General features: G+C 75.4%; 19 protein-coding genes. 11 read left to right on the plus strand and 8 right to left on the minus strand.

The window, feature by feature from the left end; all coding sequences use genetic code 11:
- Positions 1 to 11: 11 nt before the first annotated feature.
- Positions 12 to 1,169 carry a galactokinase gene (galK, locus tag ACQZ2A_RS14060; RefSeq protein ID WP_430212186.1) on the minus strand — a complete coding sequence of 386 codons (1,158 nt, stop codon included), beginning with the start codon at positions 1,167 to 1,169 and terminating at the stop codon, positions 12 to 14.
- Between the two features lie 42 nt (positions 1,170 to 1,211).
- Here galK and trpS point away from each other — a divergent pair, with 42 nt between their 5' ends.
- The 4 genes from trpS (at position 1,212) to ACQZ2A_RS14080 (ending at position 5,607) form a co-directional block, all read left to right on the plus strand.
- Positions 1,212 to 2,237: a tryptophan--tRNA ligase gene (gene trpS / locus ACQZ2A_RS14065; protein WP_430212188.1), complete on the plus strand. Its 1,026-nt coding sequence runs from the start codon at positions 1,212 to 1,214 to the stop codon at positions 2,235 to 2,237.
- 12 nt (positions 2,238 to 2,249) lie between these two features.
- Complete coding sequence (locus ACQZ2A_RS14070) at positions 2,250 to 2,774, plus strand: 2'-5' RNA ligase family protein (RefSeq protein ID WP_430212191.1); 525 nt, start codon at positions 2,250 to 2,252, stop codon at positions 2,772 to 2,774.
- Positions 2,767 to 3,843, plus strand: a complete 1,077-nt coding sequence (locus ACQZ2A_RS14075) for a mannose-1-phosphate guanylyltransferase (protein WP_430212193.1) — start codon at positions 2,767 to 2,769, stop codon at positions 3,841 to 3,843. Before ACQZ2A_RS14070 ends, ACQZ2A_RS14075 begins: the two co-directional genes overlap by 8 nt.
- Before the next feature lie 159 nt (positions 3,844 to 4,002).
- Positions 4,003 to 5,607: a DUF3352 domain-containing protein gene (locus ACQZ2A_RS14080; protein WP_430212195.1), complete on the plus strand. Its 1,605-nt coding sequence runs from the start codon at positions 4,003 to 4,005 to the stop codon at positions 5,605 to 5,607.
- A gap of 7 nt (positions 5,608 to 5,614) precedes the next feature.
- Here ACQZ2A_RS14080 and ACQZ2A_RS14085 read toward each other — a convergent pair whose 3' ends face one another.
- Complete coding sequence (locus ACQZ2A_RS14085; RefSeq protein WP_430212198.1) at positions 5,615 to 7,264, minus strand: ABC transporter permease; 1,650 nt, start codon at positions 7,262 to 7,264, stop codon at positions 5,615 to 5,617.
- The gene (locus ACQZ2A_RS14090) at positions 7,261 to 8,187 is read right to left on the minus strand and encodes an ATP-binding cassette domain-containing protein (RefSeq protein ID WP_430212200.1); all 927 of its coding nucleotides are present in this window, start codon (positions 8,185 to 8,187) and stop codon (positions 7,261 to 7,263) included. The genes ACQZ2A_RS14085 and ACQZ2A_RS14090 overlap by 4 nt, the downstream gene beginning before the upstream one ends.
- 53 nt (positions 8,188 to 8,240) lie before the next feature.
- Between ACQZ2A_RS14090 and ACQZ2A_RS14095 the strand changes: the two genes are divergently transcribed.
- The 5 genes from ACQZ2A_RS14095 to ACQZ2A_RS14115 all read left to right on the plus strand — a co-directional run bounded on the left by ACQZ2A_RS14095 (position 8,241) and on the right by ACQZ2A_RS14115 (position 12,893).
- The gene (locus ACQZ2A_RS14095) at positions 8,241 to 8,774 is read left to right on the plus strand and encodes a GbsR/MarR family transcriptional regulator (protein ID WP_430212201.1); all 534 of its coding nucleotides are present in this window, start codon (positions 8,241 to 8,243) and stop codon (positions 8,772 to 8,774) included.
- Positions 8,775 to 8,837: 63 nt separating this feature from the next.
- On the plus strand, positions 8,838 to 10,055 hold the full coding sequence (locus tag ACQZ2A_RS14100; RefSeq protein WP_430212204.1) for an amidohydrolase: 1,218 nt from the start codon (positions 8,838 to 8,840) through the stop codon (positions 10,053 to 10,055).
- Entirely contained in the window at positions 10,052 to 10,459 is a 408-nt protein-coding gene (locus tag ACQZ2A_RS14105; protein WP_430212205.1) for a cytidine deaminase, read from the plus strand. Before ACQZ2A_RS14100 ends, ACQZ2A_RS14105 begins: the two co-directional genes overlap by 4 nt.
- A 59-nt stretch (positions 10,460 to 10,518) precedes the next feature.
- The gene (locus ACQZ2A_RS14110) at positions 10,519 to 11,808 is read left to right on the plus strand and encodes a thymidine phosphorylase (RefSeq protein WP_430212206.1); all 1,290 of its coding nucleotides are present in this window, start codon (positions 10,519 to 10,521) and stop codon (positions 11,806 to 11,808) included.
- Positions 11,808 to 12,893, plus strand: coding sequence for an adenosine deaminase (locus ACQZ2A_RS14115; RefSeq protein WP_430212209.1), 1,086 nt, complete (start codon positions 11,808 to 11,810; stop codon positions 12,891 to 12,893). Before ACQZ2A_RS14110 ends, ACQZ2A_RS14115 begins: the two co-directional genes overlap by 1 nt.
- A gap of 13 nt (positions 12,894 to 12,906) precedes the next feature.
- On the opposite strand, the gene ACQZ2A_RS14120 is transcribed toward ACQZ2A_RS14115, so the two are convergent.
- The gene (locus ACQZ2A_RS14120) at positions 12,907 to 13,746 is read right to left on the minus strand and encodes an RDD family protein (RefSeq protein ID WP_430212212.1); all 840 of its coding nucleotides are present in this window, start codon (positions 13,744 to 13,746) and stop codon (positions 12,907 to 12,909) included.
- A gap of 53 nt (positions 13,747 to 13,799) precedes the next feature.
- Here ACQZ2A_RS14120 and ACQZ2A_RS14125 point away from each other — a divergent pair, with 53 nt between their 5' ends.
- Positions 13,800 to 14,795, plus strand: coding sequence for a stage II sporulation protein M (locus tag ACQZ2A_RS14125; RefSeq protein WP_430212214.1), 996 nt, complete (start codon positions 13,800 to 13,802; stop codon positions 14,793 to 14,795).
- A gap of 95 nt (positions 14,796 to 14,890) precedes the next feature.
- Positions 14,891 to 15,454: a DUF2231 domain-containing protein gene (locus ACQZ2A_RS14130; protein WP_430212217.1), complete on the plus strand. Its 564-nt coding sequence runs from the start codon at positions 14,891 to 14,893 to the stop codon at positions 15,452 to 15,454.
- 14 nt (positions 15,455 to 15,468) lie between these two features.
- On the opposite strand, the gene ACQZ2A_RS14135 is transcribed toward ACQZ2A_RS14130, so the two are convergent.
- The 4 genes from ACQZ2A_RS14135 to ACQZ2A_RS14150 form a co-directional block, all read right to left on the minus strand.
- Positions 15,469 to 16,278, minus strand: coding sequence for an LLM class flavin-dependent oxidoreductase (locus ACQZ2A_RS14135; RefSeq protein ID WP_430212220.1), 810 nt, complete (start codon positions 16,276 to 16,278; stop codon positions 15,469 to 15,471).
- Complete coding sequence (locus tag ACQZ2A_RS14140; protein WP_430212222.1) at positions 16,275 to 16,889, minus strand: dihydrofolate reductase family protein; 615 nt, start codon at positions 16,887 to 16,889, stop codon at positions 16,275 to 16,277. Before ACQZ2A_RS14140 ends, ACQZ2A_RS14135 begins: the two co-directional genes overlap by 4 nt.
- A 68-nt stretch (positions 16,890 to 16,957) precedes the next feature.
- Positions 16,958 to 17,713 (minus strand): class I SAM-dependent methyltransferase, encoded by a 756-nt coding sequence (locus ACQZ2A_RS14145; protein ID WP_430212225.1) that lies wholly within the window; start codon positions 17,711 to 17,713, stop codon positions 16,958 to 16,960.
- A gap of 26 nt (positions 17,714 to 17,739) precedes the next feature.
- The gene (locus ACQZ2A_RS14150; protein ID WP_430212227.1) at positions 17,740 to 19,032 is read right to left on the minus strand and encodes a DUF58 domain-containing protein; all 1,293 of its coding nucleotides are present in this window, start codon (positions 19,030 to 19,032) and stop codon (positions 17,740 to 17,742) included.
- Between the last annotated feature and the right edge of the window lies 1 nt (position 19,033).

Consider the following 19,033-nt stretch of genomic DNA (forward strand, 5'->3'; position numbering starts at 1 on the left):
CGGCCAGCCGGTCAGGTGTCCCGGGAGGCCGCCGGCCCGGCGGTGACGGCGAAGCTGCGCGGCGCCTCCCACCCCCGCGCCGCGAAGGCCGCGGCCACCGCGTCGCGCGCGGCCTCGACCGACCCCTCCGGGAGCAGCGCGACCGACGAGCCGCCGAAGCCGCCGCCGGTCATCCGCGCCCCGAGCGCGCCGGCGCCCTCGGCCGCCTCGACGGAGACGTCGAGCTCGTCGCAGCTCACCTCGTAGTCGTCGCGCAGGGAGGCGTGGGAGGCGCGGAAGAGCCGCCCGACCTCGTCGAGGTCCCCGGCGCGCAGCGCGGACACCGTCGCGGACACCCGGGCGATCTCGGTGACCACGTGCCGCGTCCGCGCCCGCGGCTCGTCGGACGAGAGCCGGTCCAGCGCCGCGTCGAGCCCCTCGGCGTCCACCTCGCGCAGCGACCCGACGCCCAGCTCGGACGCCGCCGCCTCGCAGGCCCGGCGCCGCTTCTCGTACTGGCCGTCGTTGAGGGCGTGCGAGGCGCGGGTGTCGGTGACGAGCAGGACGTGCCCGGTGGCCGCGAGGTCGAACGGCACGTGCTCGGTCTCCCCGGTGCGGCAGTCCAGCAGCAGCGCCGACCCCTCCCGACAGAGCAGCGCCGCCGACTGGTCCATCCCGCCGGTCGCCGCGCCGGCCACCTCGTTCTCGGCCCGCACGCAGGCCCGGGCCAGCCGCGCCCGCGCCTCGTCGGACCCGAGCAGGTCCAGCCCGAAGAGGTCGCTGGCGGCGGCCCCGACCGCGCACTCCAGCGCCGCCGAGCTAGAGAGCCCGGCCCCCACCGGCACGTCGCTGTCGACCGTGACGTCCATCCCGCGCACGGCGAACCCGTCCTCGCGCAGCGCCCACAGCACGCCGGCGACGTAGGCCGTCCATCCGGCAGGCGTCCCCGGCCCGACCGTCCCGAGGTCGACCTCCACGGTCTCGCCGGCCTGCACCGAGTGCAGCCGCAGCAGGTCGTCGGTGCGCGGCGACACCGCGGCACGGGTCCGCTGCCGCAGGGCGATCGGCAGGACGAGGCCGTCGTTGTAGTCGGTGTGCTCGCCGATGAGGTTGACCCGCCCGGGGGCCGACCACACCCCCTCGGGGTCCGAGCCGAACGCGTCGCGGTGGGTCGTGGCGGGACCGGTCATGCCGGTGAGTCTAGGGACGTGGGGCAGGGCACAATGGGGCGCATGCCCACCCTCCCCACCCCCGATGGCGCACGCCCCCGCATCCTGTCCGGGATGCAGCCGACGAGCGACTCGCTCCACCTCGGCAACTACCTCGGGGCGCTGGTCAACTGGGTGGGTCTGCAGGACGACTTCGACGCCTACTACTTCGTCGCCGACCTCCACGCGCTGACCGTCCCCACCGACCCCGAGGTCCTGCGCCACCGCACCCGGGTCACCGCGGCACAGTTCATCGCCGGCGGGGTCGACCCCCAGCGCTCGGCCGTCTTCTGCCAGAGCCACGTCACCGCGCACGCCGAGCTCGGGTGGGTCATGAACTGCCTCACCGCCTTCGGCGAGGCCAGCCGGATGACGCAGTTCAAGGACAAGACCGCCAAGGGCCAGAACGCCAACGTCGGGCTCTTCACCTACCCGATGCTCATGGCCGCCGACATCCTCATGTACGACGCCGCGTACGTGCCGGTGGGCGAGGACCAGCGCCAGCACCTCGAGATCACCCGCGACCTCGCCGAGCGGTTCAACACCCGCTTCGGCGACACCCTCGTCGTGCCCGAGCCGTACATCGTCAAGGGGTCGGCGAAGATCCAGGACCTCCAGGACCCCACGGCGAAGATGAGCAAGACCGGCTCGTCGGCCAAGGGGCTCATCGACCTCATGGAGGACCCGGCGCGCATCGCGAAGAACATCCGCTCCGCCGTCACCGACACCGACTCCGAGGTGCGCTACGACCCCGGGACCAAGCCGGGCGTCAGCAACCTGCTCGTCATCCACTCGGTCCTGTCGGGCACGCCGGTCGAGGAGGTCGCGGCGTCCTTCGCGGGCCGCGGCTACGGCGACCTCAAGAAGGAGGTCGCCGACGTCGTCGTCGCGGCGCTCACCCCCTTCCAGGACCGGATGAAGGAGCTGCTCCACGACCCCGCCGAGCTCGACCGCATCCTCGCGGACGGCGCCGAGCGGGCGGCCGTGGTCGCCGACGCCACGATGTCCCGGGTCCGCGCCGCCGTCGGCCTGCTGCCGGCCGCGCGCTGACGGGTCACCGCCATGCCGATCCACGGTGTCGCCGTCACCGTCCCCGAGCCCTGGGGCAGCCGGCTCCAACAGGCCCGCGAGCAGGCCGGTGACCCGATGGCCGCCGCCATCCCGCCGCACGTGACCCTCCTGCCGCCGACCGCCGTCGAGCCCGCGGAGGTGCCCGCGTTCGCCGCGCACCTCGAGGCGGTGTGCGCCGGCTCCGCGCCGTTCGAGATGGTCCTCTCCGGCACCGGCACCTTCCGGCCCGTCTCGCCGGTGGTCTTCGTCCAGGTCTCCCGGGGCATCGCCGAGTGCGAGCGGCTGGAGTCGGCGGTGCGCTCCGGGCCGGTCGAGCGCCACCTCGACTTCCCGTACCACCCGCACGTGACGATCGCCCACCACCTCGGGGACGACGCGCTCGACGGTGCCTTCGACGGCCTCGCCGACTTCCGGTGCACCTTCACCGTCGAGAGCGTCGAGCTCTACCACCACGACCCCGACGGCGTGTGGCGCGTCATCCGGTCCTTCCCGCTCGCCGGGCGTGCCGATGCCTGACGTCGCCGGCTTCTGGGCCGTCGTCCCCGCCGGTGGGGCCGGCACCCGGCTGTGGCCGATGAGCCGCGCCTCCCACCCGAAGTTCCTCCTCGACCTCACCGGCAGCGGGCGCACCCTGCTGCAGGCCACCCTCGACAGGCTCGAGCCGCTCACGGGCGACCGGGTGGTCGTCGCCACGGGCGCCGCGCACGCCGAGGCCGTCCGGGGCCAGCTGCCCGGTCTCGATGCCGGCCGCGTCCTGGCCGAGCCCTCGCCCCGGGACTCGATGGCCGCCATCGGGCTGGCCGCCGCCGTCGTCGAGCGGCTCGACCCCGACGCCGTGATCGGCTCGTTCGCCGCCGACCACGTCATCCCGGATGCCGCCGCCTTCCACGCCGCCGTCCGCGAGGCCGTCGAGGTCGCGCGCGAGGGCCACCTGGTCACGCTCGGCGTCGAGCCCACCCACCCGGCCACCGGCTTCGGCTACATCCGGGCGGGGGAGCGGCTGGCCGGGTTCCCCAGCGCGCTGCACGCCGTCGAGTTCGTCGAGAAGCCGGATGCCGAGCGCGCTGCGGCGTACGTCGCGTCCGGTGGGTACCGGTGGAACGCAGGGATGTTCGTCGTCCGGGCCGGGGTCCTCCTCGACCTGCTGGCGCAGTGGCACCCGGATCTCGCGGCCGGCCTGCGCGCCATCGCGGCCGACCCGTCGCGCCTCGACGAGCTGTGGCCGGGCCTGACGAAGATCGCCATCGACCACGCGGTCGCCGAGCCGGCCGCCGCCGCCGGGCACGTCGTCGTGGTCCCGGCACCGTTCGGCTGGGACGACGTCGGCGACTTCGCGAGCCTCGCCGGGCTCCTGCCGGCCACCGACGGGCTGACCGTGCTCGGGTCCGCCGACGACGTGACGGTGGTCGACGCGTCCGGCCTCGTGGTCGCCTCAGGTGGGCGCCGGGTGGCGGTCGTCGGGCTCGACGACGTCGTCGTCGTCGACACCCCGGACGCCGTGCTCGTCACCACGCGCGAGCGCGCGCAGGACGTCAAGCGGGTCGTCGACGCGCTCAAGGAGTCCGGCCGCACCGACCTCGTCTGAGGCGCCGGCGCCGGTCGGCGGGCTCCACCGTTCGGCCGGACCTCACGGGAGACGGGTGCGTCCCTGCTCACCGCGCGGCTACGGTCCGTCCCGAGGTGCCGCCGGGGGCGGCCGCCGCACCGCGCCCACCCGGGCGCCCGACTCCTCGGGGGAGAGCCCATGTCTTCGTCCGTCCCGCCGCCGTCCGCGCTGCCCGAGCCCGACGGCACCGCACCCGACCCGACGGAGCTCCCGGGGCCGGCGTCCGGCCGCGCCCTGGCCCGCGGCTTCGTCGTCGGCGGTGCGGTCGCCGTCCTGGCCCTCGGTGGTGCCGGTGCCTGGGCGTGGGCCGCGCTCGGTGGGGGAGGCGAGCGTCCGGCGGACGTCCTGCCCGGCACGACGTTCGCGTACCTCGCGCTCGACCTCGACCCCGCGGCCGGCCAGAAGCTCGAGGCCGTGCGCACCCTCTCGAAGTTCCCCGGGCTCGCCGAGGCCGGTGTCTCGGAGAAGAAGGACCTCGGGACCTCGCTGACCGACGCCCTCCTCAGCGGGGACCCGTGCGAGAACCTCGTCGCGTCCCGCGACATCACCCCGTGGCTCGGCCAGCGCGCGGCCGTCGCCGGCGTCCGGCTCGACGACGACTCCGTCCCCGTCGGGGTCGTGCAGGTGTCGGACGAGAAGGCCGCCGCGAAGGGCCTGACCGCGCTCGCGGCCTGCGCCGAGAACGGCGACGCCCGCGACACCTCCGGGGTCACGCCCACCTGGGTGCTCCACGACGGCTGGGCGTTCGTCGCGCAGGACGCCGCCACCGCGCAGCGCGTCGTCGACGCCGCCGGCACCTCGACGCTCGCCGCCTCGACCGACTGGACCCGCTGGACCGGCGAGGTCGGCGACCAGGGGCTCCTCACCGGCTACCTCGCGCCCAAGCCGGCGGCACAGATCCGCTCGCTCATCTCCTCGTTCGCGCCGGAGGACACCTCCGCCGGCGACCTCGAGGCGCTGACCGCGGGGTACGAGGAGTTCCAGGGCGGCGCGCTCACCCTGCGCTTCGCCGACGGCGGCCTGGAGGCCGAGGCCGCCGGCGGCCTCGACGAGAAGTCCCGCGGGCTGCTGGGCGCCGGTGCGGGTGCCTCGGTCGCCGCCCTGCCCGACGACACCCTCGCGGCCGTCGGCGTCAGCCCGCGCCCGGGCTGGGTGCAGGCCCAGGCCGCGACGATGGCGGCCCAGGCGGGTGCCGGCAGCACCGACGAGCTGTACTCGAGCATCGAGGAGTCCACCGGTCTCTCCCTGCCCGAGGACCTCGAGACCCTCCTGGGGCGCACCTTCGTCCTCTCGCTCGGTGGGGACTTCGACCCGGGCGCGATGGGGGAGGACGACGACCCCACGGCCCTGCCGCTCGCCGCCACGGTGACCGGTGACCAGGCGAAGGTCGAGGACGTCGTCGGGCGCCTCGCCTCGCTCGACCCCACCCTCGGGCAGCTGCTGGGCACGACGCGGGCCGGCAGCGACGCCGTCGTCGTCGGGCCGAACGAGTCCTACCGCTCGGCGGTGGCGCGCGGCGGCAGGCTCGGTGACTCCGCGGTCTTCCGCTCGGTCGTGCCGAACGCGGACCGGGCCGTCGCGGCGTTCTTCGTCGACGTCGACGGCCGCGACGACTGGCTGGCCTCCCTGGCCGCCGACGAGGCGGACGTGGCGAAGAACCTCGCGCCGCTCTCGGCCATCGGGATGTCGGCGTGGGTGGACGGCGACGTCGTGCACTCGCGGCTGCGCGTGGCCACCGACTGAGCCCCGCTCAGGCGGCGTCCCGCCGCCGGTAGGCCAGCCCGCCGAGGGCCATGAGCCCGAGCGCGACGCCGGTGAGCACGAGGGCCGGGACCGGCTCGAAGGGCGTCACCGGCAGCGTCGAGAGGTGCGTGAAGGGCGAGGCGTCGAGGAGCCACGCGGGCAGGTCGGTCAGCGAGCCGACCTCCGAGACGAGGAAGGCGACGAGCAGCACGCCCCACGCGAACGGCGCGTACTGGGGCAGGGCACCGGCGAGCAGGCCGGCCACACCCGTCATCACCCAGACGACGGGAAGGGCCGCCACCGACGCGGCGAGCGACTCGCCGAAGGTCGGGGCCTGCGCCGTGGCGAGCGGCCCGACGAGCCCGACGACCGCGCCGAGGAGGGCCATCAGCACGGCGGTCAGCACGAGGGGCAGCGCGAGGTGTGCGCCGTACCAGCGCAGCCGGCCGATGGGGGTCGAGAGCACCACCTCGCCCTGCCCGGACCGCTCCGCGGCGACGAGCCGCAGCACGAGCGCGGTCGCCACGGCGGCGACGGCGGCCGTGACGAAGTGGATCTCGGTGGCGACGTAGATGTCCTCGAAGACCCCGCCGGAGGCCCCGCCGAGCTTCTCGAGCAGGTCGGTGACGGCGGGGTCGCGCCCCATGTCGGCGACCGCCCCGAGCAGCGAGCCGACGAGCAGGCCGCCGAGGACCATCCCGACGACCCAGCCGATGATCGTGCCGCGTGCCAGGCGGGTCAGCAGCCCCAGCGGGCCGGCGAGGCGGGGCGCGGCGCGGCGCGGCCCCGCGCGGACCGGGAGGACGCCGGCCCCGAGGTCGCGGCGGTCGAGGACGCGCAGGGCGGTCAGCACCCCGGCGACGAGCGCCACGACGCCGAGCACGATGACCCACTGCCGGTCGGCACCGTAGGCCTCCACCCGCCCGGCCCAGCCGAGCGGGGAGAGCCACGCGAGGGCGTGGACCGGGCTGCCGGCATCGGCCGAGTCGGCGACCGCCCGCAGCGCGAAGAAGCCTCCGAGCGCGCCGAACCCGAGCCCGCCCGCCCCACGGGTCGTGGACGCCAGCTGGACGACGACGGCGGCGACCCCGACCGAGGCGAGCCCCGCGGCCAGCCAGGCGACCCCGAAGGCGACGCTGCCCGCCGGGTCCATCCCGAGGGCGGCCAGGCCCAGGGCCGAGACGGCGCTCGCCGCGACGACGGCCGCGGTGGCGAGGGTGACGGCGGCGGCGAGCGGCGCCCAGCGGCCGACGACGCCGGCGCCGAGCAGCTCGAGGCGCCCCTCGTCCTCCTCGGTGCGCGTGTGCCGCCGGACGACGACGAGCGCGAGCACCCCGACGAGGAAGGCGCCGAGCATCACGGTCTTGAAGACGGCGAGGGCGTCGGCGGTGGGGGCCGCGACCGGACCGTAGAGCGCGACGATCGCGGGGTTGGCGAGCACCGAGGCCAGGCCCGTGGCCGCCGCCTCGTCGGTCGGGTAGAGCGCGAGGGTGGCCTGCGCCGAGCCGACGGAGAACAGCACGAGGCCGAGCACGCTGCTCGGCACGAGGATGCGGTCCCGGCGCCAGGCGAGGCGCAGCAGCGTGCCGAAACCGGTGAGCTGCACCGCGACCGGGAGTCGCGCGGCGGCCGATGTCGGTGCGGTGGCGGCGGTCATGCCGGCTGCACCTCGTGCTCTGCGGGCTCCGGGCCGCCGCCCTGGTAGCGGGCGAGGAAGAGCTCCTCGAGGGTGGGCGGCTGGACGGTGAGCCCCGAGACGCCGCGCGCCCCGAGGTCGGCGACCAGGGCGCCGAGGTGCTCGGCGTCGACCGAGCACCGCACCTCGGCGCCCTCGACCGACACGTCGTGCACCCCGGGGCGGGCCGCGACCTCGGCGACCGACGGCGGGTGCTCGAGGACGGCGTGGACGCGGGTGCGGGTCAGGTGGCGCAGCTCGTCGAGGCTGCCGGTGTCGACGATGCGGCCGGCGCGCACGATGCTCACGCGGTCGCAGGCCCGCTCGACCTCGCTGAGGATGTGGCTCGAGAGCAGGACGGTGCGGCCGTCGGCCCGCAGCGCCGAGAGCTCCTGCTGGAAGACCTCCTCCATCAGCGGGTCGAGGCCGGCCGTCGGCTCGTCGAGGACGAGGAGCGGCGCGCCGCTCGCCAGTGCCGCGACCAGGGCGACCTTCTGGCGGTTGCCCTTGCTGTAGGCCTTGCCCTTCTTCGTCTCGTCGAGCTCGAAGCGCTCGACGAGCCGGCGGCGACGGTCCTCGTCGATGCCCCCGCGCAGCCGGCCGAGCAGGTCGATGGTCTCGCCGCCGGAGAGGGTCGGCCAGAGGACGACGTCGCCGGGCACGTAGGCGAGCTCGCGGTGCAGCGTCGTGGCGTCGCGCCAGGGGTCGTGTCCGAGGACGCTCGCGCGGCCGGCGTCGGCGCGCAGCAGCCCGAGCAGGACGCGGATGGTCGTGGACTTGCCGGCGCCGTTGGGGCCGAGGAAGCCGTGGACCTCGCCCTCGCGCACGGTGAGGTCGAGGCCGTCGAGGGCGACGGTGCGCCCGAAGGTCTTGCGGAGCCCGGAGACGGTGATGGCATCGGTCACGTCCTCGACGGTACACCTCGTTCAGAAGTTTGTGAATGTTGTAAGGTTCGAGCATGGCGCGCTCCGAGACGGTCCCGACCCCCGACGAGCACGCGCCACCCGTGGAGGCCGTCGAGCGGCTCGGCGGGGTGCTCGCCGACCTCGGGATGCAGGTGCAGCCGGCGCGCGTCTTCTCGGCGCTGCTCGCCACCGAGGACGGCCGGCTCACCTCCGCCGAGCTCGTCGACCTGCTGCAGGTCAGCCCGGCCGCCGTCTCCGGCGCGGTCCGCTCCCTCATCGCCCTGCGGATGGTCCGGCGCGAGCGCGAACGCGGTTCTCGCCGAGACGTCTACGTCGTCCAGGACGACGCGTGGCACGACGTCCTCGTCCAGCGCGACGGCGTCTACGCGCCGCTCTCGGCCGCGCTGTCGGCCGCCGAGGAGCGGGTCGGGGCGTCGACGCGGGCGGGGGAGCGGCTGCGGCTCTCGGTCGAGTTCCTCGCGTTCGTCCAGCGCGAGATGGAGGCGATGGCCGGCCGGTGGGACGAGTACAAGGCGTCGCTCGGCACCGATGGCTCCTCGGCCGGTCGGCGCTCCCGCGTCGGCTGAGTGGCCACGCCGAGCGGACACTGCCGGGGCGGGCGACCCGCGCGGCGTAGACTCGGCCTCCTCATGAACGACGATGCCCTCCTCGCCGCGCTCGGCGAGCGCATCACCTCGTTGACACCCGAGCTCGTGGACCTCCGGCGGGACCTGCACGCCCACCCCGAGCTGTCGCGCGAGGAGACGCGCACGACCGCCACCGTGGTCCGCCGCCTCGACGCCGCCGGTGTCCCCGTCCGCCTGATGCCCGGCACGGGCGTCATCGCCGACCTCGGCGCCCCCGAGCCGCTGTTCCGCGTCGCGCTGCGCGCCGACATGGATGCCCTGCCGGTGCGCGAGCGCTCCGGGCTCGAGTTCGCCTCCACCGACACCGGGGTCTGCCACGCGTGCGGCCACGACGTCCACGTCGCGGCGCTCGTCGGCGCGGTCCTCGCGCTGCACGCCGTCCAGGACTCGCTCGCCGAGCGGGGCATCGCGGTGCGGGCGATCTTCCAGGCCGCCGAGGAGGTCATGCCGGGCGGGGCGCTCGACGCCATCGCCGCCGGCGCGCTCGACGGCGTCGACAGCATCTTCGCCGTGCACTGCGACCCGAGCATCGACGTCGGCCAGGTCGGGCTGCGCGAGGGGGCCCTCACCGCCGCTGCCGACCAGATCGGCGTCTCGCTGCACGGCCGCGGCGGCCACACGTCGCGCCCGCAGCTCACCGAGGACCTCGTCTACGCGCTCGCCAAGGTCGTCACCGACGTGCCGGGTGCGCTCGGGCGCCGGCTCGACCCGCGGACCGGCGCCGCCCTCGTCTGGGGCCGCATCGAGGCCGGCCGGGTCGCCAACGTCATCCCCTCGACCGGCGAGTGCCGCGGCACGCTGCGGATGCTCGACGCCGAGTCCTGGCTCACCGTCGGCCCGCTGCTCGAGGAGATCGTCCACGGCGTCGTCCAGCCGTACGGCGTGCAGGCCAAGGTCGAGCGGCTCAAGGGCGTCCCGCCGGTGGTCAACACCGCCGACGGCATCTCCGCCCTGCGCCGCGCCGCACTGGCCTGCCGGGTCGCACCGGTGCCCACCGCGCAGTCCCTCGGCGGCGAGGACTTCGCCTGGTACCTCGACCACTGCACCGGGGCGATGGCCCGGCTCGGCACCCGGACGCCGGGCGGGCCGACCTACGACCTGCACCAGGGCGACCTCGTCGTCGACGAGCGCGCCATCGGGCTCGGGGCGCGGCTGCTGGCCTCGGCGGCCGTGGTCCGCGGGCTCGACGCCCGCCGCGTGACGCCGGTGGGTGAGGCATGAGCACGCCCGAGGTCGACTGGGAGGTCCTGCGCGCCGAGGCGGTGCGGATGACCACGCTCGCCTACTGCCCGTACAGCCGCTTCCCCGTCGGCGTCGCCGGGCTCGTCGACGACGGCCGCGTCGTCGCGGGCTGCAACGTCGAGAACGCCGGCTACGGCGTCACGCTGTGCGCCGAGTGCGGGATGGTCTCCACCCTGCACGCCACCGGCGGCGGCAAGCTCGTCGCGGTGTGGTGCGTCGACGGCCGCGGGGACACCCTGATGCCGTGCGGCCGCTGCCGACAGCTGGTGTGGGAGAACGGGACCCCCGACACGCTCCTGCAGACGCCTGAAGGCATCCTCACGATGCGCGAGGTCCTGCCGCAGGCCTTCGGCCCGGACGACCTCGAGACCCGCCGCCCGTAGCGCGCGGCCGCCCCCGAGGGTGGTTCTGGAGCGGCTCGCGCCCCTGCCATGATGTGCGGATGACCGAAGCCTTCGACGCCGTCGACGTCATCCTCGCCAAGCGTGACCGCCACGAGCTCTCCGACGACCAGATCCGCTGGGTCGTCGACGCCTACACCCGTGGGGTGGTGGCCGAGGAGCAGATGAGCTCGCTGGCGATGGCCATCCTGCTCAACGGCATGACCCGGCGCGAGATCTCGACGTGGACCGGCGCGATGATCGCCAGCGGCGAGCGGATGGACTTCTCGGGCCTGTCCCGCCCCACCGCCGACAAGCACTCCACCGGCGGCGTGGGGGACAAGATCACCCTCCCGCTCGCGCCGCTGGTCGCGGTGTTCGGCGTCGCGGTGCCGCAGCTCTCGGGTCGCGGCCTCGGCCACACCGGCGGCACGCTCGACAAGCTCGAGTCGGTCGCCGGCTGGCAGGCATCCCTCTCGAACGAGGCGATGATGCGCCAGCTCGAGGACGTCGGCGCGGTCATCTGCGCCGCGGGCTCGGGCCTGGCCCCCGCCGACAAGAAGCTCTACGCGCTGCGCGACGTCACCGGCACCGTCGAGGCCATCCCGCTCATCGCCTCCTCGATCATGAGCAAGAAGATCGCCGAGGGCACGGGCGCGCTCGTGCTCGACGTCAAGGTCGGCAGCGGTGCGTTCATGAAGACCCGCGAGGACGCCACCGAGCTGGCCCGCACGATGGTCGACCTCGGCACCGACGCCGGTGTCACGACGGTCGCGCTGCTCACCGACATGTCGACGCCGCTCGGCCTCACGGCCGGCAACGCCCTCGAGGTGCGCGAGTCGGTCGAGGTCCTGGCCGGCGGCGGGCCCGAGGACGTCGTCGAGCTCACCGTGCGGCTCGCCGAGGAGATGCTCGAGGCGGCCGGCCGCGGCGGCCAGGACGTGCGCGCGGCGCTCACCGACGGGCGCGCGATGGACGCCTGGCGGCGGATGATCGCGGCCCAGGGCGGTGACCCGGACGCGCCGCTCCCGGTCGCGCAGCACACCCAGGAGGTGCTCGCCCCGGCCGACGGCGTCATCACGCAGATGGACGCCTACGCCGTGGGCGTCGCCGCCTGGCGGCTCGGGGCCGGCCGGGCCCGCAAGGAGGACCCGGTGCAGGCCGGCGCGGGCGTCGAGCTGCACGTCAAGCCGGGCGCCACCGTGCGCGCGGGCGAGCGGATGATGACGCTGCACACCGACACCCCCGAGCGCTTCGCCCGGGCCGAGGAGGCCCTCGAGGGAGCGGTGTTCGTCGCTCCCGAGGGCTCGCGCCCGGCCGCCGGCTCCGTCGTCATCGACCGGATCGCCTGATGGCCGCCCCCACCGCGGAGGTCGTCCGCCGCGCACCCAAGGCCCTCCTGCACGACCACCTCGACGGCGGCGTGCGCCCGGCGACGGTCGTCGAGCTCGCCGAGGCCTCGGGCTACGACGGCCTGCCCACCACCGACCCCGCCGCCCTCGGCACCTGGTTCCGCGACGCCGCCGACTCCGGCTCCCTCGTGCGCTACCTCGAGACGTTCTCGCACACCGTGGCGGTCATGCAGACCGAGGAGCAGCTGACCCGGGTGGCCCGCGAGTGCGCCCTCGACCTCGCCGCCGACGGCGTCGTCTACGCCGAGTCGCGCTTCGCCCCCGAGCTGCACATCGAGGGCGGGCTCTCCCTCGAGCAGGTCGTGGCCGCCGTGCTGGCCGGGTTCCGCGAGGGTGAGCAGGAGGCCGCAGCCGCCGGCACCCCCATCCGGATGCGGGCCCTGCTCACCGCGATGCGGCACGCCGCGCGCTCGCGCGAGATCGCCGAGCTGGCCGTCGCGCACCGCGACCGCGGCGTCGGAGGCTTCGACATCGCGGGCGCCGAGGCCGGCTTCCCGCCCACCCGCCACCTCGACGCCTTCGAGTACCTGCGGCGCGAGAACGCCCACTTCACCATCCACGCCGGTGAGGCCTTCGGGCTGCCCTCGATCTGGGAGGCGCTGCAGTGGTGCGGCGCCGACCGGCTCGGCCACGGCGTGCGCATCGTCGACGACGTGGCGGTCGGTGACGACGGCGCGGCCTCGCTCGGCCTGCTCGCCGCCTACGTCCGCGACCGGCGCATCCCGCTCGAGATGTGCCCCAGCTCGAACATCCAGACCGGGGCCGCCGACTCCGTTGCCGCGCACCCGATCACGCTGCTCAAGCAGCTGCGCTTCCGGGTGACCGTCAACACCGACAACCGGCTGATGTCGGGCACGTCGATGTCGCGCGAGATGCAGCTGCTCGTCGACGAGGCCGGCTGGACCCTCGAGGACCTGCGCTGGGTGACCATCAACGCGATGAAGTCGGCGTTCCTGCCGTTCGACGAGCGACTCGAGCTCATCGAGCACGTCGTCAAGCCCGGGTACGCGGCCCTCGGCGCCTGAGCGCCGGCGCGCGTCAGGCGAGGGGGTCGGCGCCGACCACGCGCCGGCGCAGGGCGTCCTCGCGGCCGAGGCGCTCGGTGTCGCGTCGGCGTCGTTCGGCGATCACCGCCGAGAGCACGTACTCCTGGTGGAACCCGGCAGGAGGGGCGGGCGCCACGTACCGGAGCACCTCGCCGAGCAGTTCGCGGCCGAGGGGCTCACGGGATGCCGGCGCCAGCACCGTTGCACGGGAGAGGAACTGGCGCACGGCCACGGTGAGGCCGGGTGGCAGCGCGGCGACGTCGGCGGAGCGTGCCCACGCGGCGAGCGGCAGGGGCATCGGCGGCGGCGGGAGCAACCGCATCCGGGAGCGCTGGGTGATGACGTAGGTGCCGGCGGCGTAGTCGCCGAGCCGCTTGCTGCGGGCGCTGAGCACCGAGCTGACCAGGGCCGGGATGCCGACGAACGGCGGCAGCCACACCTCGACGAAGCCGACGAGCGCGCGCGTGATGGCGTGCCGGGCGGTGATGGGGCCGCCGTCGTCGCGGACGACGCGCAGGCCGAGGGCCAGCTTCCCGAGCGTGCGTCCGCGGGTGAGGGTCTCGACCGTGGCCGGCAGCCCGACGAGGATCGCGACGACCGCCACGAGCATCAGCGAGGTCCCGACCGCCTCGCCCGCGTCGGCGACGAGGAACCCCGTGGTCCAGACGGCGGCCACGAGAAGGACGAAGGCGACGACGAGGTCGATGAGGCCGCTCGCGGCCCGGGTCATCGTGCCGGCGACCGGCAGCTCGACGGACACGCCCTCACCGGTGACGACGTCCTCCGACGCGTACGCGCGGTACCCCGCGCCCTGACCCCCGGTGCTGTCCACGGCGACAGGCTAACCGCCCGCACCGGGTGCGTGGGTCGCCTAGGCTGCATCCCGTGGACCTCGACGCCTACGTGGCCGCCCACCAGGCGCAGTGGAACCGGCTGGAGACCCTCGTCGGGCAGCGCCGGCACACCGGGGCCGAGGCCGACGAGCTGCTCGACCTGTACCAGCGGGTGTCCACCCACCTCTCGGTCGTGCGCTCCGCGAGCCCGGACCCGGCCGTCGTCGCGCACCTGTCCTCGCTGGTGGCCCGGGCGCGCCTGGCCACCGCCGGCCGTCGGGCCGGCAGCTGGACCGCACTCCTCGGGTTCTTCACGACGACGTTCCCGGCCGCGCTCTACCGGCTGCGCTGGTGGTGGGTGAGCACAGCGCTGGTCAACGTCGCGATCGCCGTGGCCGTCGGGTGGTACGCGTACCGGCACCCCGTCGTGTGGACCTCGCAGATGAGCCCGGAGGAGATCCGGTCCTTCGTCGGGACCGACTTCGAGCAGTACTACTCCGAGCACACGCACCTCGACTTCACCGGGCTCGTGTGGACGAACAACGCGTGGGTGTCGGCGCAGGTCATCGCGCTCGGCATCCTCGGGCTGCCGGTCCTGTGGATCCTCGCGCAGAACGTCCTCAACGTCGGGCTCTCCGGGGGCCTGATGGCCTACCACGACCGCGCGGGCCTGTTCTTCGGCCTGATCCTGCCGCACGGCCTGCTCGAGCTGACCGCCGTCTTCGTCGCCGGAGCCGTCGGGCTGCGCATCTGCTGGTCGTGGATCAGCCCCGGTCCGCTGCCGCGCGCCCAGTCGATCGCCCGTGAGGCCCGCACCGCGGTGGGCGTGGCGCTCGGGCTGGTCGCGGTGCTCTTCGTCAGCGGCGTCATCGAGGGCTTCGTCACGCCGTCCGGCCTGCCCACGTGGGCGCGGGTCGGCATCGGCGTGCTCGCCGAGACGGCGTTCCTGCTCTACGTGTTCGTCGTCGGCCGGGCCGCCGTGAACCGCGGCGCGACCGGCGACGTCACCACCCGCGACGCCGGCGACGCCCTCCCCGTCGCCGCTTGACGAGGCCCCACCCCACGGGTCACGGTGGCGGGCGACGACGGTTGACCCGGTCGCCCATCGGGTAGCCGCCCGGTACGTCGTCCCGAGGAGGACCCATGAGCACGTCCGAGCACGTCCCGGCCCCGCTGGCCTGGACCCTGCGCCTCGAGGAGCTCGACGCCCTCGACGGCGCGGTCGCCGCCGTGGCGCCCGTCGTCGGGAAGGCCTTCGCCTCCGGGTGGCGCGGCCGGGTCCTGCGCGGTGACTGGCTCGGGCACGCGCTGCACCCGGTCCTCACCGACGTCGTCATCGGCTCGTGGACCTCGGCCTCTGTGCTCGACGCGGTCGGCGGGAGGGAGGCCCGTGGCGCGGCCCGTACGCTCGTCGGGGTCGGGCTGGCCGCGGTGGGCCCGACGGCGTGGAGCGGCTGGGCGGAGTGGTCGGGCTCGGGGCGGCGCGAGCAGCGGGTCGGGCTGGTGCACGCCGTGACCAACGGCGCCGCCATCGGCCTCTACGCGGCGTCCTTCGTCGCCCGTCGGCGGGGGCGCCACGGCGCCGGCGCCGGTCTGGCTCTCGCGGGGGCCACGGCGATGGGCGCCGCCGCCTACCTCGGCGGGCACCTCTCGAGCGCCCGCGACGTCGGCAGCCGTCATCCGGCCCTCGCCGCCGACGGCGCCTGACCGGGCGCCACGACCTACCGGCCGGTGAGCTCGGCCACGACCGGCCCGAGCGCCTCGACGGCGTGCACGCCCACGACGGTGTAGGTGGCACCGAGCTCCTCGCGGCGGCGCAGCACCTCCTCGACGGCCGCTGCGGGGTCGGCGGGCAGCACGAGCAGCGAGTCCTGCGCGCGCAGGGCGTCGACGTCGGTGTCACGTGCCGACGCCATGAATGGCGCCACGGCGTCACCGACGACCGGGACGTGCAACGCGACCTCGACGTCGCGTTCGGCCCGCACCGAGCGGACCAGGTCGCCCACCTGCGCCCGGGTGTCGGAGGTGGAGGACGCGATGGTCACCGTGTCGGCCACCTCGGCGGCCAGCGCGCGGGCCCGGGCTCCGCGCACGGCCATGACCACCGGGGTGCGCAGTGCCTCGCCGTCGAGCGCGCGCAGCCGGGAGACGGTCTCCCGCACCCGTTCGAGCCGCTCGGCCGCCGGCACGTCGGGCATGCCGTACGAGCGCAGCTCGTCCTCGAGGCCCGGGCGCCCGGTGCCGATGCCCATCTCGAACCGGCCACCGGTGACCAGCGACAGCGAGTGCGCCTCCCACGCGGTCGTCCAGGCCGGTCGGAACGGCGTGGCGTAGACCCACGTCCCCACGCGCACGTCGGCGACGGCCGCGGCGGTGGCGAGCAGGGGCGCCGGGGCGGGCTGCCACTGGGGGACGTCGGGGACCAGCACGGTGTCGAACCCCGCCTCCGCGACACGCCGTACGTCGTCGCGCCAGCCGGCGAAGTCGGTCGAGACCGGGACGACGGCACCGAACCGAAACGGCCGGGTCACGACGCCACCCCGCTCGCCCGCCGGACCGGGTACCGCAGGTGCAGCACCCTGTCGCCGGCGATCACGACGTCCGGGTCCTCCAGCAGGTGCTGTCCCTCGACCGGGCCGAAGTAGCGCTTCCCGGAACCGAACACGACCGGGACGACGTCCATCGCCACCCGGTCGACGAGGCCGAACGCGAGCGCCGCCCCGCCCACCTCGCCGGCGCAGACGGCCACGACCCGGTCACCCGCGCGGCGCCTCGCCTCCTCCACGGCGGCCGCCACGTCGTCGACGAACGGCACGTCCGCCTCGGGGTGCCAGCCCTCCGGCTTCGGGCGGTGCGACACGACGACGAGGTGGTCACCGGCAGGGGGCCTCGCCTCCCAGCCGTTCGTCAGGTCGAAGAGGTGCCGGCCCATGATCGTGGCCCCGATGCTGCCCCAGAAGGCACGGACGTACTCCACCGAGCGCTCGCCGACCCGGAACGGCGCGTGCTGGTCCTCGCCGTCGGCGTCGACGAGCGGGTGCTCGCCGTTGAAGTACCAGTCGAACAGCGGGCCCACGTCGTCGTGCTCGTCGGCGATGAACCCGTCGACGGACACCACGGCGTGCATGATCACGGTTGCCATACCTCGACAGACTGCTCCCGACCGCCGGACTCATCGCGCCCGGGTGCACACGGATGTCGGCGGCCGGCTCAGCCGGCGACGACGTACACCGCCCGGCTCGGAAGGAGCAGGTCACCGCCGTGCGCACCGGCCCGCGCCCGGAAGGCCGCGTCGAGGCGGGCCCGCACGTCCGGCGGTTGCGCGCGGTAGGCCCGCCCGGCCGTCGCCACCCCGCCGCTGACCCCGGCCCACAGGTCGAACGGGTCAACGCGCCAGTCCCACTCCAGCTCGGTCGCGACGCGCACCGAGAGCCCGATGTCACCCACGAGCGCACGCAAGCCGTCCACGGACCGCTCGATGTCCTTCTCCGGGGGCAGCCGCGTCCCCGACGGAGGGTCGAGCCCGACCGTCGTGAACGCCTCCTCGACGATCCGGCTCCACGTGGGTGGGGCGGCCGGCCAGATCGTCAGGGCCATCCGCCCGCCGGCGCACAGGACCCGCGCGAGCTCGAGCACGCCGGCCCGTGGGTCGGCGAGGTGGTTGACGACGAAGTTCGCGGTGACGGCATCCACGGAGGCGTCGTCGAACGGTAGGACGGGCAGGGCCGCTCGCACGGCCCGGCCCGGGGCGGCGTCACGCGACAGGGCCGCCATCTCGGCATCGGCGTCGACGGTGATGACCGCCCGGCCGAGGGCGGCGGCCCGCCGCGCGAGGACGCCGGTCCCGGAACCGACGTCGAGGTGGCGCCGCCCCGGGGTGTCCGCGAGCATCCGGTCGACGGTGCCCGCGCACAGGGTGCCGAAGGAACGCCGGTAAGCCTCTGCGACACCGCGCCACGCGGCCATCGATCCTCCGCCCGCCACCGCGGAGGTCAGAGCAGGCCTTCGCGCTTGAGCGCGAGGTAGTGGTCGGCGAGCCGCACCGGCAGCTGGTCCGGGGGAGCGTCGAGGACGTCCACCCCGAGCCGGCCGAGGGCGGCGGCGGCACCCTCGCGCAGGGACGCCGTGCGCTCCGCCGCCACGGCACCCCACACCTCCTCGGAGCCGTCGCGCGCGTCCCGCATCCGGTCCAGGGCCGGGTCCGAGACGGAGGCGACGACGACCCGGTGGTGCGCGACGAGGGCGGGGAGCACGGGCACCAGCCCCTCCTCGATGGCGGCCGGCTCGAGCGGGGTGAGCAGGACGACGAGGGAGCGGTGCGTCGAGCGGGTCACCTCGGAGGCCAGCACGCCCCAGTCGCTCTCCACGAGAACGGGATCCACCGGAGCGAGGGTGCTGATGACGTCGTGCAGGAGCGAGGCGCGGTCGGCGCCGGTGATCCGCGCGTGGACCCGCCGGTCGCCGGCCACGACCTGGACCCGGTCGCGGGCGTGACCCGCGAGGGCGGTCAGCAGGAGCGCGGCGTCCATCGCGGCGTCGAGGCGGGGCGCGTCGTCGATGCGGCCGGCGCTGGTGCGGCCGGTGTCGAGGAGGATGACGATGCGCCGGTGCTGCTCGGGCTGCCACGTGCGGACCACGAGGTGGCGGCGGCGGGCGGTGGCGCGCCAGTCGATGGAGCGGACGTCGTCGCCGTCGAGGTAGTCGCGCAGGCTGTCGAACTCGGTGCCCTGGCCGCGGGTGCGCACGGCGGCCCGCCCGTCGAGCTCGCGGAGCACCGCGAGCCGGCTCGGCAGGTGCTTGCGCGAGGGGAACGCGTGCAGCACGCGCACGCGCCCCGGCACCTCGACCGACCGCTGCCGGGCGGCCAGGCCCAGCGGACCGGCCAGCCGCAGCGTCACCCGGTCGGCGACCCGGTCGCCGCGCCGCGTCGGGACGAGGGTGGTGCTCACGCGGCGGCGCTCACCGGCCGGTACCGACACGCGATGCCGCGCCGGTCGCGTTCCGGCAGAGGGCGGCCAGCCATCGCGGACGAGTCCACGGGCGGTGCGACCCGCGGTGTTCTCGAGGACCAGCGACGTGCTCACCGACTCCCCGAGGCGCACCTGGAGGGCGGCGTCCTCGCGGGTCAGGCGCACACGGCTCGGAGAGGCCGCGAGCAGCAGGTCGACCGCGACGGCCAGCAGCCACACGAGCAGCCACGCCAGGACCGTCGTCCCCGACGGCCGCAGCACGACGGGGACGAGGCCGAGGAGCAGCAGCGCCGCGGCGCGCGTCGTCAGGGTCATC

The organism is Phycicoccus avicenniae (assembly GCF_050496545.1).
Classification (GTDB): domain Bacteria; phylum Actinomycetota; class Actinomycetes; order Actinomycetales; family Dermatophilaceae; genus Phycicoccus; species Phycicoccus avicenniae_A.